Genomic DNA, 16,123 nt, shown 5'->3' on the forward strand with positions numbered 1-16,123 from the left:
ACATTTTCAGACAAGTCTGTGGCAATCGTGCAGGAAGGCGGACACCCGTGAGTGCCCCTGAAAAAGGTCCCGACGCCCTCATTGAGCAGCGCGGACACACTTTGATCCTGACCCTGAACCGGCCCGAGGCACGTAACGCGCTTTCCACCGAGATGCTCTCGATCATGGTCGAGGCCTGGGACCGCGTCGACAACGATCCGGAGATCCGCACGGCCATCTTGACGGGCGCCGGCGGCTACTTCTGCGCGGGTATGGACCTCAAGGCCGCGACGGCCAAACCGCCGGGCGACTCGTTCGCCGACGGCAGCTTCGACCCGTCGCGGATCGACTCGCTGCTCAAGGGCAGGCGCCTGACCAAACCGCTGATCGCCGCGGTCGAGGGGCCCGCGATCGCCGGCGGCACCGAGATACTGCAGGGCACCGATATCCGGATCGCGGGCGAGAGCGCCAAATTCGGGATCTCGGAAGCCAAATGGAGCCTGTACCCGATGGGCGGATCGGCCGTGCGACTGGTGCGCCAGATCCCCTACACCGTGGCCTGCGATCTGCTGCTGACCGGCCGTCACATCACCGCCGCCGAAGCCCGCGACATGGGCTTGATCGGCTACGTCGTGCCCGACGGCACAGCGCTGGACAAGGCTCTGGAGATCGCCGAGGTGATCAACAACAACGGCCCACTGGCGGTGCAGGCGATCCTCAAGACGATCCGCGAGACCGAGGGGCTGCACGAGAACGACGCGTTCAAGATCGACACCAAGATCGGTATCGGGGTGTTCCTGTCGGAGGACGCCAAGGAAGGCCCGCTGGCGTTCAAGGAGAAGCGCGCGCCGAATTTCAAGATGCGCTGACGGCTCGGTACCAGCCACGTGCACTGGGACTAGCTCACCGGCTTCGACGGTGTGAACACCACGGGCATCCGCTCCAGCCCGGACACGAAATTGGCGGGGCGCAAAGGTAGTTCGTCGTCGGAGGTCAGTCGCAGATCGGGCAGCCGCTGCAACAGCTTGGTCTGCATGATCGACAGTTCCAGTCGGGCCAATTGGTTGCCCAGACAGAAGTGTGTACCGAATCCGAACGACAGGTGGTTGTTGGGATAGCGCTCGATGTCGAAGACGTCGGGATTTCCGAACACCTTCTCGTCGAAGTTGGCCGACTCGAACAGCAGGATCATCTTCTCGCCCTCCGCCAGCGCGGTGCCGTGGAATTCGGTGTCGGCGGTGACGGTGCGCGCCATGTTCTTCACCGGCGCGGTCCAGCGCAGCATCTCCTCGATCGCGTTGGGCAGCAACGACAGGTCGTTGCGCAGCCGCTCGTGCTGATCGGGGTGCAGGATGAGTTGGCGGGTGCCGCCGGAGAGGGTGTGACGGGTGGTCTCGTCGCCACCGATCAACAGCAACAGCACCTCGGTGACGATCTGATGGTCCTCGAGCTTGCTGCCCTCGACCTCGGCGTGCACCAGCACACTCACCAGATCGTCGGTCGGCGTTTCCTTACGGGCCGCGATCATGCCCATCATGTACTCGCTGTAAGCGGCGAAGGCGTCCATCGTCAGCTGGAACTTTTCCGGGTCTGCGGTGCTGCTCAGGAAGCTGACCAGATCGTCGGACCATTTCAGGAACATCTCCCGTTCCTCGGGCCGAACGCCGAGCATGTCGCCGATGACGGCCATCGGCAGCGGGGCCGCGATGTCCCAGACGAAATCGCATTCGCCACGCTCACACACCTTGTCGATCAACATGTCGCACAGGTTCTCGATCGAGCTCTCGAGGTCCTTGACGCGCTTGCGAGTGAAGCCGGCGTTGACGAGCTTGCGGCGCAGCAGGTGCTGCGGGTCGTCCATTTCGATCATCATCTCGACGCCGGGCTGGTCGGGGCGGATCCCGCCGGCGTTGGAGAACAACTCCGGGTTGCGTTCCGCCTCGATCACCGCGGCATAGGTTGCGGCAGCGGCCAATCCGTTGCGGTCGCGGAAGACCGGCTCGTTCTCGCGCATCCACTTGTAAACCGATCGCGAGTCCCCGGCGTAGAAGTTGCCGTCGGTGAGGTCGACGTCGGGTTTGGTCTGTTGCGTGATCGCGGTCATGGGTGAACCTCCTGCGCGTCTGCGAACGTCATCTCCACGTTGCCTGCCGAACTCGAAAGGAGCGCGCGTTTCGGAAAGCCCAGGGACGCGAGATCTTTGGCGTACGGATGGTCGCCGAGGCGCACCCGGGCGCCGCCAAGCCGGTAACGCACGTCGGAAAGCGTCATCTCGCCGAGCGTGCGGCGCACCACCCCGTCGCGGTAGGAGTACGTGGGATGAGCCTGCGGCTTGGACGTGAACCGCGACGGCACGGCCAACCCGCGCCGGAAGTCCATGCCGACGGCGAACCGGCCGTCGATGGTCACGTCGAACGAGTACGTACGTTCGTCACGGATGGTGAAGTCCGCCATGACTTTCGGATAACCCCATATCTTGGTCCCCGCCTCCAGGGTGAACGCCTGGTCGACGGGGAGGTGGTGGACGAAGGCGCCCGCCGACTGCAGCGCGCGCGGGCTCCAGCTGCCCGGCGCGCGGGTGTCCTCCGGCGGGTTCACCATGATGTTGGTGCCGTACTCGTAGTACTGGCCGAGGTCGCCGTCCTCGTATCGCATCAGCATCAGCACCACGATGGCGCGGCCCGGCAGATAACGGCAGACCGTCAGGCCGCTGTAGTCGATCAGCCGCTGGGCCGCGTCGGCGTCCACCGAGAACATCGCCATGTGCTGGTGCGCCTTGCGGATCTTCACCGGCATCGTCAGAACGGTGCCTGCGATGGTGTGCTGGGTCATCGCGTCAATCTAAGACGCCGAGTAGACACCTGGCAAGGAAGTGTCTACTCGCAGTCAGACCAGGGCGGCGAGGTCGCGGATCTGCTCGACCGAGCGGGCCCCGACCACCATCATCGTCACGCCGGCGGCCTCCCATGCCTTGATCTGCTCGCGCACGTAGTCGAGGTTGCCGACGATCGCGGAGTCGTCGACCAGCTCGTCGGGAACGGCCTTGGCGGCCTCGTCCTTGCGGTCGTTGCGGAACAGCCGGGTGACGTCGTCGACGACCTCGGAGTAACCCATCCGGCGGTACACGTCGGCGTGGAAGTTGGTGTCCTCGGCGCCCATTCCGCCGATGTAGAGCGCCAGGTGCGGCTTCATCAGCTCCATCATCTCCGCGCGGTCGTCGGTGACCACCACCTGCGCCGTCGCGCAGATCTCGAAGTCCTCGCGGCTGCGGCGGGCACCTGGGCGGGCGAAGCCCTCGTCCAGCCACTCGTTGTACATGCCCGCGATGCGCGGCGAGTAGAAGATCGGCAGCCAGCCGTCGCAGATCTCCGCCGCGAGCGCGACGTTCTTGGGTCCCTCGGCGCCCAGCATCACCGGAATGTCCGCGCGCAGCGGATGCGTGATCGGCTTGAGGTTCTTGCCCAGGCCGGTGGTGCCCTCACCGGTCAGCGGCAGCGGATAGTGCGGGCCGTCGCTGCGCACCGGCGCCTCGCGAGCCCACACCTGACGCAGGATGTCGACGTACTCGCGGGTGCGCGCCAACGGCTTGGGGAACCGCTGCCCGTACCAACCCTCCACGACCTGCGGCCCGGACACCCCGAGGCCGAGGATGTGGCGGCCGCCGGACAGGTGATCCAGCGTCAGCGCCGCCATCGCACATGCGGTCGGGGTCCGCGCCGACAACTGCACCACCGACGTGCCCAGCCGCATCCGCTTGGTTTCGCGCCCCCACCAGGCCAGCGTGGTGTAGGCGTCCGAGCCCCAGGCTTCGGCGGTGAACACGGTGTCGAAGCCGGCCTCTTCGGCCGCGGCGACCAGTTCAGCGTGGTTGTCCGGCGGTTGGGCACCCCAATACCCCAACTGAAGTCCGAGCTTCATCCGATCGCCCTTCTTGAAACCATAGTTAGAACCTGTTCTACTCGATGCCGTGACCACCAGCCAAGGCAGCCCGGTGCAGATCGATCCGCATGAACCGCCTCTGTCGGCACCGCTGAGGCTCTCATTCGACTACACCCGTTCAGTAGGACCACTCCTTAGCGAGTTCTTCACCGCCCTGCGCGAGCGCCGCATCCTCGGCGTGCGTGGCTCCGACGGTCGGGTGCACGTTCCGCCCGCCGAGTTCGACCCCGTGACCTACGAACGATTGACCGAGATCGTACCGGTGGCCGCCGTCGGGACTGTGCTGTCGTGGACCTGGCAGCCCGCCCCGCTGGAGGGGCAGCCGCTGGACCGGCCGTTCGCGTGGGCGCTGATCAAACTCGACGGCGCCGACACCGCGATGTTGCACGCCGTCGATGCCGGCTCACCGGACGCGGTCAGCGCGGGGACCAGGGTGCACGCCCACTGGGTCGACGAACCGGTCGGGGCGATCACCGACATCGCCTACTTCGTGCCCGGTGAGGACGCCGAACCCGAGGGCAAGTCCGACGACCGCGACCCGGTGACGGTGCAGGTCTCGCCGTCGTCGATCGAGATCCAGCACACCGCCTCGCTTCCGGAGAGCACGTTTCTGCGTGCGCTCGAGGAGGGCAAGCTGCTCGGTGCGCGCAGCCGCCGCGGCCCCGACGGCAAGCCCGGAAAGGTGTATTTCCCGCCAAGGGAGGCCGATCCGGCCACCGGGATGGCACTCGACGAGTTCGTCGAGCTGCCGGACAAGGGCACGGTGACCACGTTCGCGGTGATCAACATCCCGTTCGCCGGGCAGCGGATCAAGCCGCCGTATGTCGCCGCCTACGTGTTGCTCGACGGAGCCGACATCCCGTTTCTGCATCTGGTCACCGAGATCGACGCGGCCGAGGTCCGGATGGGCATGCGGGTACAGGCGGTCTGGAAACCGCGCGACCAGTGGGGTCTGGGGATCGACAACATCGACTACTTCCGGCCCACCGGCGAACCCGACGCCGAATACGACTCCTACAAGCACCACCTGTGAAGGGCTCCCATGACTGGCTCGACTGAAGTAGCGGTTGTCGGCTTCGCTCATGCACCACATGTGCGCCGCACCGAGGGCACCACCAACGGCGTCGAGATGCTGATGCCGTGCTTCGCCACCATCTACGAAGAACTCGGCATCAAGCAGACCGACATCGGGTTCTGGTGCTCGGGGTCGTCGGACTACCTTGCCGGCCGGGCGTTCTCGTTCATCTCGGCGATCGACTCCATCGGCGCCGTCCCGCCGATCAACGAGTCGCACGTCGAGATGGACGCGGCATGGGCGCTCTACGAGGCCTACATCAAGATTTTGACCGGCGAGGTCGACACCGCGCTGGTGTACGGCTTCGGCAAATCGTCGGCCGGTGTGCTGCGCCGAATCCTGGCGCTGCAGACCGACCCCTACACCGTGGCGCCGCTGTGGCCCGATGCGGTGTCGATCGCCGGCCTGCAGGCACGGCTGGGCCTGGATTCGGGCAAGTGGACCGCCGAGCAGATGGCGCAGGTGGCGCTGGACTCGTTCGCGGCGGCCGACCGCGTCGACTCCGAGAAGCCGGCGAAAAGCGTCGATGAACTGCTGGCCCGACCCTACTTCGCCGATCCGTTGCGCCGTCACGACATCGCGCCCATCACCGACGGTGCGTCGGCGATCGTGCTGGCAGCGGGCGACCGGGCCAGGACGCTTCGTGAAAACCCCGCGTGGATCACCGGTTTCGAACACCGCATCGACACCCCGGTGCTGGGTGCGCGGGACCTGACCACCTCGCCGTCGACGGCGACGTCGGCCCGGGCGGCCACCGGCGGTGACACCGCCTCGATCGAGGTGGCCGAGATCCACGCCCCGTTCAGCCATCAGCACCTGCTGCTGACCGAGGCGATCGGGCTGCCGTCGTCGACGAAGGTGAACCCGTCCGGCGGCGCGCTGGCGGCCAACCCGATGTTCTCCGCGGGCCTGGAACGCATCGGTTTCGCCGCCCGACACATCTGGAACAAATCGGCCCAGCGGGTGCTGGCCCATGCCACCAGCGGTCCCGCGCTGCAGCAGAACCTGGTGGCGGTCTTGGAAGGACGCGACTGATGGCGGGCAATCGGGCGGCGGTGCTGGGCACCGGGCAGACCAAGTACGTCTCCAAACGCCACGACGTGTCGATGAGCGGCCTTGTCCGCGAGGCGATCGACAAGGCCCTGGCGGATTCGGGCGCGACGATGGCCGACATCGACGCGGTGGTGGTCGGCAAGGCGCCGGACTTCTTCGAGGGCGTGATGATGCCCGAGTTGTTCATGGCCGACGCCATGGGTGCCACGAACAAACCGCTGATCCGGGTGCACACCGCGGGTTCGGTCGGCGGATCGACCGCCATCGTGGCGGCCAGCCTGGTGAAGTCCGGTAAGTACCGCCGGGTACTGGCGATGGCGTGGGAGAAGCAGTCGGAGTCGAACGCCATGTGGGCGTTGAGCATTCCGGTGCCGTTCACCAAGCCGGTCGGTGCGGGTGCGGGTGGCTACTTCGCACCGCACGTGCGGGCCTACATCCGCCGGTCGGGTGCCCCCACCCACATCGGCGCGATGGTCGCGGTCAAGGACCGGCTCAACGGGGCGAAGAACCCACTGGCCCACCTGCACCAGCCCGACATCACGCTGGAGAAGGTGATGGCCTCGCAGATGCTGTGGGATCCGATCCGGTTCGACGAGACGTGCCCGTCGTCTGACGGGGCGTGCGCGATCGTCATCGGTGACGAGGCGTCCGCCGACGCGCGGGTGGCCGACGGCCATCCGGTCGCCTGGATCCACGCCACCGCGCTGCGCACCGAACCGCTGGCCTACGCGGGCCGCGACCAGGTCAACCCGCAGGCCGGACGCGACGCCGCCGCCGCGCTGTGGAAGGCCGCGGGCATCAAGAGCCCGATCGACGAGATCGACGTCGCCGAGGTCTACGTGCCGTTCTCGTGGTTCGAGCCGATGTGGCTGGAGAATCTGGGGTTCGCGCCCGAGGGCGAGGGTTGGAAGCTCACCGAGGCGGGTGAGACCGCGATCGGCGGGCGCATCCCGTTCAACCCCTCCGGCGGCGTGCTGTCGTCCAACCCGATCGGCGCTTCGGGCATGATCCGGTTCGCCGAGGCCGCGATCCAGGTGATGGGCAAGGCCGGCGAGCACCAGGTCCAAGGCGCCCGCAAGGCGCTGGGCCACGCCTACGGCGGCGGGTCGCAGTACTACTCGATGTGGGTCGTCGGAGCTGACAAGTCGTGAAATACACCTGCGCGGTCCCGATGTGCCCGATCGACCAGCTGATCGAACTGGCAAGAACCGCAGAGGAAGTGGGATTCGCGTCGATCGCGCTGCCGGACTCGATCTTCTACATGGAGAAGCAGTCGGCCGACTACCCCTACACCGCCGACGGCTCGCGGATGTGGGACGAGAACACCCCGTGGGTCGACCCGCTGATCGCTGCGGCCGCGATGGGCGCGGTGACCTCGAAGCTGCGGTTCTACACCAACGTGATGAAGTTGGGCTCGCGCCACCCGCTGCTGTTGGCACGCCAGGTTGGATCGGTGGCCAACCTGACCAACAACCGGTTCGGTTTCGGCGTCGGGATCGGTTGGGCACCCGAGGAGTTCGAGTGGTGTGGGCAGCCCTACGCCAGGCGTGGCAAGCGTGTCGACGAGATGATCGAGGTGATCAAGCTCGTTCTCGGCGGCGGGATGGTGGAGTACCACGGGGAGTTCTACGACTTCGACACGCTGCAGATGAGCCCGGCCCCCACCGAATCGGTGCCGTTCTACGTCGGTGGCCACACCGACGTCGCGTTGCGCCGCGCCGCTCGCGTCGGCGACGGCTGGAGCAGCGCGATGATGACCGCCGAGCAGATCGCCGAGACCATCGGCAAACTCAACGCGCTGCGCGCCGAATACGGTCGGGCCGAGACACCGTTCGAATTCCAGGTGGTGTGCATCGACAAGTTCGACGTGAACGGCCACCGTGAGCTCGCCGACGCCGGCGTCACCGACAACATCGTCATGCCGTGGATCTTCGAGGGCCTCGGCTTCGACGCGCCACTGGAGGCGAAACGGGACTCGATGAAGCGTTACGCCGACACCTACATTCACTCCGGCTGGCAGGACTGACACATGACCGTGACCAACCCCGACGCCCCGGTCCACCTGGCGGGCAAACGATCCCGCGAAGCGGCCATGGCCCACGACAAGCAGGCCTGGCTGGACAACTTCGCCGACGACGCCGTCGTCGAGGACCCCATCGGGCCGTCCCACTTCGACCCCGAGGGCAAGGGCCACCGGGGTAAGGAGGCGATCGCGGCGTTCTACGACAAGGCGATCGCACCCAGCGAGCTGACGTTCAACTTCGAGAAGACCTACCAGTGCGGTAACGAGGAAGGCAACGTCGGCAACATCGTGATCCGCTCCGCCGGTTACGAGGTCACCGCCGAGGGTGTGTTCACCTACCGCGTCAACGACGAGGGCAAGCTCGTCGCCCTGCGCGCGTACTGGGAACTGGACCGCGTAGGGGCCAGCGCACGCAAGATCTAGCCAGTACGTTGGGTGGTGCATGCGATTCACCGCCTTGAAGTCGTTGACCGCCGTCTCCGCGACGGCGCTGATCTGTGCCGCAGCGCTCGGCTGTGAGACCCTCGGCCCCGATCCGGGAACGGGCACTCCAACACCGTCGCCGACGACCTCGTCGGCGCAGGCCGCCCCCACCACCGGCCCGACCGACGAGAGCGACACCACCGAGGACTACGGTCACCTGCTGCTTGCGGCGTCCGATCTCAGCGATGACACCGACACCTTCACCGTGAGCTCGAAGAACCCCGGCCCGGACGGGCTGCCCGGGGCCAGCGCCCTGTTCGTCAATCAGGACGACACCCGCGCGATCGCGGACACGATCGTGATCTATCCGGACGCCGAGACGGCGACCAAGACGCTGCGCGACTCCCTACCCAGGATCAACACGGTGGTCGCCGACGCCACACCGCGGCCCGTCCCGGTCGGCACCGACGGCACCATGGCCGTCGGCACGTCGCTGGACGGCACCAAGGCAGCCACCCTGCTGTTGTTCACGCACGGTCCGGCCCTGGTGCGCCTGGAATTTCAGAGCGCCCTCGGTGACGCCACCACCGACCAGTTCGTCATCAAGATCGGCAAGATGCAGGAGATCGCCCTCCGTACCGGCCTGCGATAGCGGCCACGCGACCGTTTGGATTGCGCCTGGTAGGGGTAAAACTGTAACGTGTTCTAGTTAGAGACCCAGAACCCGGAGGCCACCGTGACTAGCGAAGCCGCAGGAATTCGTGAGATCGACACCGGCGCCCTACCTGACCGGTACGCGCGAGGCTGGCATTGCCTAGGGCCGGTGCAGGACTACCTCGACGGTAAGCCGCACGGCGTCGAGATCTTCGGCACCATGCTGGTGGTGTTCGCCGACTCGAAGGGCGACGTCAAGGTCCTCGACGGGTACTGCAGGCACATGGGCGGCAACCTGGCCCAGGGCACCATCAAGGGCGACGAGGTGGCCTGCCCCTTCCACGACTGGCGGTGGGGCGGCGACGGCAAGTGCAAGCTGGTGCCCTACGCCAAGCGCACGCCGCGGCTGGCCCGCACCCGCGCATGGCACACCGACGTGCGCGGCGGCCTGCTGTTCGTCTGGCACGACCACGAGGGCAACCCGCCCCAGCCCGAGGTGCGCATTCCGGAGATCCCCGAGGCCGCCAACCCGGAGTGGACCGAATGGCGGTGGAACAAGATCCTCATCGAGGGCGCCAACTGCCGCGAGATCATCGACAACGTCACCGATATGGCGCATTTCTTCTACATCCACTTCGGCCTTCCGACGTACTTCAAGAACGTGTTCGAGGGTCACATCGCCTCGCAGTACCTGCACAATGTCGGACGCCCGGACGTCTCCGACATGGGCACGACTTACGGTGAGGCACACCTGGATTCGGAGGCGTCCTACTTCGGGCCGTCGTTCATGATCAACTGGCTGCATAACACCTACGGCGACTACAAGGCCGAGTCCATCCTGATCAACTGCCACTACCCGGTCACGCAGGACTCGTTCGTGCTGCAGTGGGGCGTCATCGTCGAGAAGCCCAAGGGCCTCGACGACGAGACCACCGACAAGCTGGCGTCCGCGTTCACCGACGGGGTCAGCAAGGGCTTCCTGCAGGACGTCGAGATCTGGAAGCACAAGACGCGCATCGACAACCCGCTGCTGGTCGAGGAGGACGGTGCGGTCTACCAGATGCGCCGCTGGTATCAGCAGTTCTACGTCGACGTCGCCGACGTGACACCGGAGATGACCGACCGTTTCGAGATCGAGGTGGACACCACCGCGGCCAACGAGAAATGGCACGTGGAGGTCGAGGAGAACCTCAAGCGTCGAGCCGAAGAGAAAGAAAGCGCCGACCAGAAGTCGTGACCGACGAGCGCAACGCACCCGACATCGACCGGTTGGCCCGGGCGATGGTGTTGCTGCACGGCGGCCATGACGACCACGACGATCACGACCATGACCACCGCCGCGGCGATACCACCGGCGGCGGCACCTGGTCGAAGGCGCCAGCATTCGCCGACGACCGGGCCGCAGCGCTGCGCGAGGCCACCCGCCGCGACCGCGAGCGGTACCTGACGTCGGGCCTGGTCTCGGTCGACTGCCGGTTCTGCCACGTGTCGGTGAACGTGAAGAAGCTCGGGCCGGCCCACACCGCGGTGCAGTGGAATACCGCGGCCTCCCGCCGCTGCGCCTATTTCACCGAGATTCGTGAATCGGGCGGCGACCCCGCCCGCTCCCCCGCATGCCCGAGGTTGGCCGACAGCATCAAGCACGCGGTCGCCGAGGGGTGTCTGGAAGAGTCCTCCTCGGCGCCCGCCCCCGGCGACGGCTAGGCGTTCGGCGGCGCGCAGACGTGAAATCTCCTCGAACATGGCGGATCGCGGTGCTCGGGTGTCTGCTCGCCGTCGCGGGCTGCACCCGCGTGGTCGACGCACCGGCCCCGCGGCCCGCACCGCCGGTGGCGCCGATCGTCGAAGGTCAGGTCGCCGACCTGTTGAGCCCGGACATCCAGGACAAGGACGGCAACCTGTTCGTGACGGTCGACCCGCAGGAGTGCACCGGCGTGGCGAAGGAGGTGGATCCGCCGTTCATCTTCGATCACGACCCGGCGGCCACCGACGGTGGCCACTGGGTCGCCGACGGAAATCCGGAGGTCTACATCGAGGAGATGGTCGGGGTGTTCGCCGCCGACTTCGATCCGAGAAGTGCGCTGGCCGAGGCGAACCGCACCATCGAGTCCTGCCGCGGCGAGCCGTTCACCGTCGTCAGCATGCGCGGCCGCGAATACGTATTCGAGTTGCTGCCCGCGGTCGACTCCGGGTCACCGAACATCCTGCTGTGGTCGTTTAGGGCCGACGACTGGGCGTGTGACAGCGCGTACGTCGCCGCGCACAACGCAGCCGTGGAGATCTCGACGTGTGGCTACGTCAACGGCTACGACGTCGCCACCCTGGCCCGTGATGCGCTGGAGCGCATCGAGAAACTGGCCAACCTGACCGCCTGAGCCCGCGAGGTCACAGGCCCTTGAAGCGCTCCCTGACCTGTTCGTCGGTCAACCCGTAGTCGGCCAGCGAGTAGGTGTGCTTGGGAGCGCGCGGGCCCTGCTGGCTCTCCCGGTGACTACGCTCCATCGCCGCTCGGGCGTCGTCGGTGAACTCGATGCCGAAATGGCGGTAGACCTGCTCGACGGCGCCGATCGGATTCTTGACGAACTCGAAGTAGTCCAAATCGTAGAACTGGGCCGGATCGTGTTGCGCGCGAACGGTGTTGAATCGTTCCAGCCCTCGCGACCAGGTCTCCAGTGCGTCGCGGCCGATGACCTCACCGGTGAAGGTGTTCGACCAACCCGCGGTGGTGTGCTGGGCCAGCGAGCACATCGAGGCCATGATCGTCTCGGCCGGCCGGTGGCACTGGATCACCAACGCGTCAGGATAGGTCGCCAGCAGGGCGTCGAGCGCGAACAGGTGGCTGGGGTTCTTCAACACCCAGCGCTTCTCGGGTTCGTTCAACCCGATCAACTGCAGATTCTTGCGGTGCCGGCGGTACGGTCTGGACCAGTCCTGGTTGGCCAGCCACTGCGAGTAGGTGGGCACATGGGCCAGCGTCTCGTAGGACACCGAGTGCAGCGACTGCCGCAGCAACTGCCAGCACTCCTCCACCTCGTCGGCGGTCATGTAGTGCAGGCCGGTGTAATCCGGGTTCTCCTCGTGGGCCTTCTTGAAGCGGGCGTCGAGTTCGGCGAAAACCGGGTTGTCCGGCCAGGTTTCGCGGGGCGGCCGGGGCTGCGGGAACTCCGCCAGCCACAGTTCGAGGCCCTGATGGCGCGGATCGGCGGCCAGCAAGCGGTGCATGGCGGTGGTCCCGGTGCGCGGCAGTCCGGTGACGAAGATCGGCTTCTCGATGGCCACGTCGGCGTGCTGTGGATACTGCTTCCACGCCGCCTGCGACACCAGCCGGGCCACCAGCGCGTTGCGCACGAAGAACCGGTTCATCTTGCTGCCGAACTCGGTCAGGTCCGCGTCGCGCCGGAACGACTCCAGCAGGACACCGAGCGCCTCGCGGTAGTTGTCGTCATCGGGGCCGAAGTCATCCAGCCCGCACGCCTTGGTCGCCGAGGCGTGCAGGTCGTCGACGGTGCCGACGTCGGTGCGCGTCACGCCTTGTACTCCCCACAGTTGACGTCGAGTGCCTGTCCGGTGATGCCGCTGGACAGGTCGCTGGCCATGAACAGGATGGCCGACGCCACCTCGTCCTCGGTGGGCAGCCGCTTGAGATCCGACGCGGCGGCGGTGGCCTGGTAGATCTCGTCCACCGTGGTGCCGTACTTGCCCGCCTGATGGGTGAAGTAACTCTCCAGCGTGCCACCCCAGATATAGCCGGGCAGAATCGAGTTCACCCGGATGCCCTGTTCGCCGAGTTCGGTGGCCAGCGACTGCGACATCGCCAGCAGCGCCGACTTGGCCATCTTGTACGCGCCGTACTTGGCCTGCGAATGCCGCACCACCATCGAGTTCACGTTGACGACAGATCCGTTGGCCTCGGCCAGCGCGGGGGTGAAACCCTGAATCAGCCGCAGCGCGCCGAACACCGTCAACTCGATCGCTTCGCGCATGTGCTCGAAGGTGGTGTCGGCCAACGGCTTCATCGACGGCACCCGGAACGCGTTGTTGATCAACACGTCGACCCGGCCATAGGCCTCCATCGTCCGTGCGACGAGGTTGTCGACCTGCGCAGCGTCGGTGATGTCGGTGCCCACCGTCACCGCCCGCCTGCCGAGACCGGTGACCTGCTTGGCGACATCGTCCAGGCGCTCGACCGTGCGGGCCGCCAGCACCAGGTCGGCGCCCGCCTCGGCGCACCGCCGCGCCAGCGTGGTCCCCAGCGCCGGACCGACGCCGCTGATGACCACGACCCGGTCTTTGAGCAGTTCCACCATCTAGCCCACCATCCTGTCGGCGATCTGCTTCTGGCGCAGCGCGATCCGGGCCCGCCAGTCCTCGTCGGAGATCTTGTTGCTCTCGTAGTGGGGCAGTCGGTCGGCTACCTCATCGACATCGACCACCTCGACCGTCGGGCCGTCGGCCTCGGTCAGCTCACGCGACAGCCGCTGCCAGCGGAACTGCAGGTAGCCCTTGCGGTGCCCGAGCGTCTCACACCAGTTCGTCACGCCGGGGTTGGCGTCTGACACCACGATCCGGATCTTGTCGTCCGGATCCACCTGCGCCTGAGTGCCGTTCAGCGAGGTTTGGTGGTTGATGTAATCCAGCGAGATGTACCACAGGCTGCCCAGCTGGAAACCGAGGTACGGCGCGTCGGTGACGGGCAGGGTGACGATCATCGCCTGATCGGGCGCCAGGTCGAAGTGACCGGCCGACGAGTACTGGGTGGCCAGCCCGCCCGGTGTCAGCCTCGGCGCCACCATCGTGTTGACCGGAAGGTTGTTGTAGAACCACTGCGGGAACTGCAGCCACGTCTTGACCCGCTGCACCAACTGCTTCCCCGCGACGGCATAACGCTTTTCGATCGTCTCGCGGGTCAGCGGTGGCGGCGCGGTGCCAGCGGTGTCGACCCGCGCGATGCTGATGTGCCCGCGCTGGGCGGACCAGTCGTTGTAGACCTCGCGAACCAACAACTGCGACGGGCTGTTCGGGGTCACCCGCCACTCGAAGGTGCCGTCGTCGGCGATGTCGAGTTCGCGATCGTCGAACGCCGCCTGGCTGGCGGGCACGTTGTCGTCGGTGTACTCACCGCCGAGCAGCTGAAAGCTCAGGTCGGTGGTGGTGCCGCGCTTTCCGGTGACGACGTATTCGTGACCGGGTTGCACGCGGGTACCGAAGTAGAGGGTGTCCGGGTTGTCGAGGCCCATCTTGGTGAACGGCCCGGTGCCGGACTGGAAGAACGGATGGTCGCGGTCGTAGTCGAAGGCCAGATGCACGCATGCCGAGATGCAGCCGGCCAGGTACTGCAGGCCCTCGAGCAGATCGGCCTCGGATTCGATGAACGGTGCGTGGGCGACGAGATGCTCGGCTTCGGCGATCGCGTCGATCAATGGCTGGGAGTGCACGCCCACGAAACTAGAACGCGTTCTACCAGTAGTCAATATATCGACCGCATTGTTCCATATTTGGATCGAGAGTATCCTCGTCCCGTGGCTGCCACCCCTCCCTCCAGCCGTGGGTCGCCGCCGACCGAGCGGGTCGTGCGCGTGCTCGACTTCCTGGCCGCCCACCCGGGTGAGCGGTACGGCGTCTCGGAACTGGCGCGACGGTTGGCGGTGAGCAAGCCGACCTGCCTGGGCATCGTCACCGCCTTGTCCGAGGCCGGCTACCTGGTGCGCGACGCCGACAAGACCTATCGGCTGGGCCCGTCGCTGATCACACTGGGGCACCGCGCGCAGGAGGCGCTGCGGGTCAGCCCCGCGGCCAGGGAGCAGCTGCGCCGGCTTTCGGCGCGCTTCGGCGTCACCGCGGCGCTGTCGGGTGTGATCGACGAGCGCATCACGGTGCTGGACCTGGTCGCGCCGACGGGCGCCGATCCCGGCGTGGAGATCGGTCAGAGCTATCCGTTCGCGCCGCCGGTCGGGTTGATGTTCGTGCTGTGGGACGACGAGGCCGAGCGCAACTGGCTGGCCAAGGAGCCCACCGTGGCGCTGCGCACCGACTCCGGCCGGCTCGACCGGGTGGTCGCCGAATGCCGCGCCCAGGGCTATCTCGTCGAACGCCTCACCCCCGGCGGCCGACGGCTGTACTCGTTGATGGCGGGCATGTCGACCGACCTGCCCGACGAATTGCGGGCGCTGCTGGGCGAATTGGTGTCCGACATCGGCGAGCGGGTGTATCTGCGCGCCGAGAACTCCGGTGCCCGCAAGCGACATGACATCAGCGTGATCTCCGCCCCGGTCTACGACCACTACCAGCGGCAGGTCATGGTCGCCTCGATGCACATCGGCGCGGCGTTGACCGATACCGAGATCACCGAGCGCGCACGCGCACTAGTGGTCACGGCCGACGCGGTGACCACCCAGCTCGGTGGGGTGAAGCCCGAAACAGACTCATCGCGCTGACGCGAGGTCAGCGCGATGAGCTTGCGGGCAGGAGCGGTGGACGGCGGCACCGCCCATGCTGCCCGCGCTATTCAGTTGGGTCTCCTCAGAGGTCGCTCAGCGCCTCCGTCAGCGGGGTCGGCGACACCTCGACGCCACAGTGGGTGGCCAGTTCGATGGCCGGCTCGTTGATCGTCTTCAACGCCGACTCCACCTGCGGGTTCTGCGCGAAGTACGCGCGGAACGCATCCGTCGTGTCGGCAGGCGACTGCGTGGTGATCCGCGTCAGCGCCTCGTTGGCATCGGGGTTCGACTGCAGGTAGCTGCTGGTCGAGGCCGACACCGTGCTGGAGGTGTCGGCGATGGCGCTGACACTGCAGGTGTTCGCGTCATCGCTGGGTGCCGGCTGCGCGCTGGCCACCGGGACGACGATCGCGGCGGACCCGAAAGCAAGCAGACCCCCGGCGAACATTCCGTACAGACCGCGTCGAACGGTCGTTGCGGACATCTTCATGAATTTTCACTCCTTCGGTCTGCGACTCGATGGTCGCTCCCGGAGGCGTA

Annotated in this window: 18 protein-coding genes; 11 read left to right on the plus strand and 7 right to left on the minus strand. The window is 66.6% G+C overall.

Going from position 1 to position 16,123, the window contains the following annotated elements; translation table 11 throughout:
* The first annotated feature begins 47 nt into the window (after positions 1-47).
* Positions 48-848, plus strand: coding sequence for a crotonase/enoyl-CoA hydratase family protein (locus ABQE89_RS00715; RefSeq protein ID WP_448413099.1), 801 nt, complete (start codon positions 48-50; stop codon positions 846-848).
* Between the two features lie 29 nt (positions 849-877).
* Here ABQE89_RS00715 and ABQE89_RS00720 read toward each other — a convergent pair whose 3' ends face one another.
* Genes ABQE89_RS00720 through ABQE89_RS00730 form a run of 3 tightly spaced genes read right to left on the minus strand, consistent with a single transcriptional unit; the run spans position 878 to position 3,897 of the window.
* Complete coding sequence (locus ABQE89_RS00720) at positions 878-2,083, minus strand: cytochrome P450 (protein ID WP_448413101.1); 1,206 nt, start codon at positions 2,081-2,083, stop codon at positions 878-880.
* Positions 2,080-2,811, minus strand: a complete 732-nt coding sequence (locus tag ABQE89_RS00725) for an acetoacetate decarboxylase family protein (protein ID WP_448413103.1) — start codon at positions 2,809-2,811, stop codon at positions 2,080-2,082. Before ABQE89_RS00725 ends, ABQE89_RS00720 begins: the two co-directional genes overlap by 4 nt.
* A 54-nt stretch (positions 2,812-2,865) precedes the next feature.
* A complete protein-coding gene (locus ABQE89_RS00730; RefSeq protein WP_448413105.1) occupies positions 2,866-3,897 on the minus strand; it encodes an LLM class F420-dependent oxidoreductase in 1,032 nt (343 codons plus the stop codon).
* A gap of 49 nt (positions 3,898-3,946) precedes the next feature.
* On the opposite strand from ABQE89_RS00730, the gene ABQE89_RS00735 reads away from it, so the two are divergent.
* The 9 genes from ABQE89_RS00735 to ABQE89_RS00775 all read left to right on the plus strand — a co-directional run bounded on the left by ABQE89_RS00735 (position 3,947) and on the right by ABQE89_RS00775 (position 11,521).
* The gene (locus tag ABQE89_RS00735) at positions 3,947-4,951 is read left to right on the plus strand and encodes a Zn-ribbon domain-containing OB-fold protein (protein ID WP_448413107.1); all 1,005 of its coding nucleotides are present in this window, start codon (positions 3,947-3,949) and stop codon (positions 4,949-4,951) included.
* A 9-nt stretch (positions 4,952-4,960) separates the two neighbouring features.
* The gene (locus ABQE89_RS00740) at positions 4,961-6,028 is read left to right on the plus strand and encodes a thiolase family protein (RefSeq protein WP_448413109.1); all 1,068 of its coding nucleotides are present in this window, start codon (positions 4,961-4,963) and stop codon (positions 6,026-6,028) included.
* A complete protein-coding gene (locus ABQE89_RS00745; RefSeq protein WP_448413111.1) occupies positions 6,028-7,197 on the plus strand; it encodes a thiolase family protein in 1,170 nt (389 codons plus the stop codon). Before ABQE89_RS00740 ends, ABQE89_RS00745 begins: the two co-directional genes overlap by 1 nt.
* A gap of 20 nt (positions 7,198-7,217) precedes the next feature.
* Positions 7,218-8,072 (plus strand): TIGR03619 family F420-dependent LLM class oxidoreductase, encoded by an 855-nt coding sequence (locus ABQE89_RS00750; protein WP_448413548.1) that lies wholly within the window; start codon positions 7,218-7,220, stop codon positions 8,070-8,072.
* Between the two features lie 3 nt (positions 8,073-8,075).
* Complete coding sequence (locus ABQE89_RS00755) at positions 8,076-8,492, plus strand: nuclear transport factor 2 family protein (RefSeq protein ID WP_448413113.1); 417 nt, start codon at positions 8,076-8,078, stop codon at positions 8,490-8,492.
* A 19-nt stretch (positions 8,493-8,511) separates the two neighbouring features.
* Entirely contained in the window at positions 8,512-9,144 is a 633-nt protein-coding gene (locus ABQE89_RS00760) for a hypothetical protein (protein ID WP_448413115.1), read from the plus strand.
* Between the two features lie 84 nt (positions 9,145-9,228).
* The gene (locus ABQE89_RS00765; protein WP_448413117.1) at positions 9,229-10,383 is read left to right on the plus strand and encodes a 3-ketosteroid-9-alpha-monooxygenase, oxygenase component; all 1,155 of its coding nucleotides are present in this window, start codon (positions 9,229-9,231) and stop codon (positions 10,381-10,383) included.
* A 44-nt stretch (positions 10,384-10,427) separates the two neighbouring features.
* Positions 10,428-10,850 carry a hypothetical protein gene (locus ABQE89_RS00770; RefSeq protein ID WP_448413550.1) on the plus strand — a complete coding sequence of 141 codons (423 nt, stop codon included), beginning with the start codon at positions 10,428-10,430 and terminating at the stop codon, positions 10,848-10,850.
* A 20-nt stretch (positions 10,851-10,870) separates the two neighbouring features.
* The gene (locus ABQE89_RS00775) at positions 10,871-11,521 is read left to right on the plus strand and encodes a sensor domain-containing protein (protein WP_448413119.1); all 651 of its coding nucleotides are present in this window, start codon (positions 10,871-10,873) and stop codon (positions 11,519-11,521) included.
* 10 nt (positions 11,522-11,531) lie between these two features.
* Here the strand turns inward: ABQE89_RS00775 and ABQE89_RS00780 are convergent, their stop codons facing one another.
* From ABQE89_RS00780 to ABQE89_RS00790, 3 genes are read right to left on the minus strand one after another with little or no spacing between them, the layout of a single operon-like run.
* Positions 11,532-12,674, minus strand: coding sequence for a sulfotransferase family protein (locus ABQE89_RS00780; protein WP_448413121.1), 1,143 nt, complete (start codon positions 12,672-12,674; stop codon positions 11,532-11,534).
* The gene (locus tag ABQE89_RS00785) at positions 12,671-13,453 is read right to left on the minus strand and encodes an SDR family oxidoreductase (RefSeq protein WP_448413123.1); all 783 of its coding nucleotides are present in this window, start codon (positions 13,451-13,453) and stop codon (positions 12,671-12,673) included. The genes ABQE89_RS00780 and ABQE89_RS00785 overlap by 4 nt, the downstream gene beginning before the upstream one ends.
* Complete coding sequence (locus ABQE89_RS00790) at positions 13,454-14,581, minus strand: hypothetical protein (RefSeq protein ID WP_448413125.1); 1,128 nt, start codon at positions 14,579-14,581, stop codon at positions 13,454-13,456.
* Positions 14,582-14,665: 84 nt separating this feature from the next.
* On the opposite strand from ABQE89_RS00790, the gene ABQE89_RS00795 reads away from it, so the two are divergent.
* Positions 14,666-15,580, plus strand: coding sequence for an IclR family transcriptional regulator (locus ABQE89_RS00795; protein WP_448413127.1), 915 nt, complete (start codon positions 14,666-14,668; stop codon positions 15,578-15,580).
* 85 nt (positions 15,581-15,665) lie between these two features.
* Here ABQE89_RS00795 and ABQE89_RS00800 read toward each other — a convergent pair whose 3' ends face one another.
* A complete protein-coding gene (locus ABQE89_RS00800) occupies positions 15,666-16,073 on the minus strand; it encodes a hemophore-related protein (RefSeq protein WP_448413129.1) in 408 nt (135 codons plus the stop codon).
* Between the last annotated feature and the right edge of the window lie 50 nt (positions 16,074-16,123).

Source organism: Mycolicibacterium sp. XJ1819 (assembly GCF_053483675.1).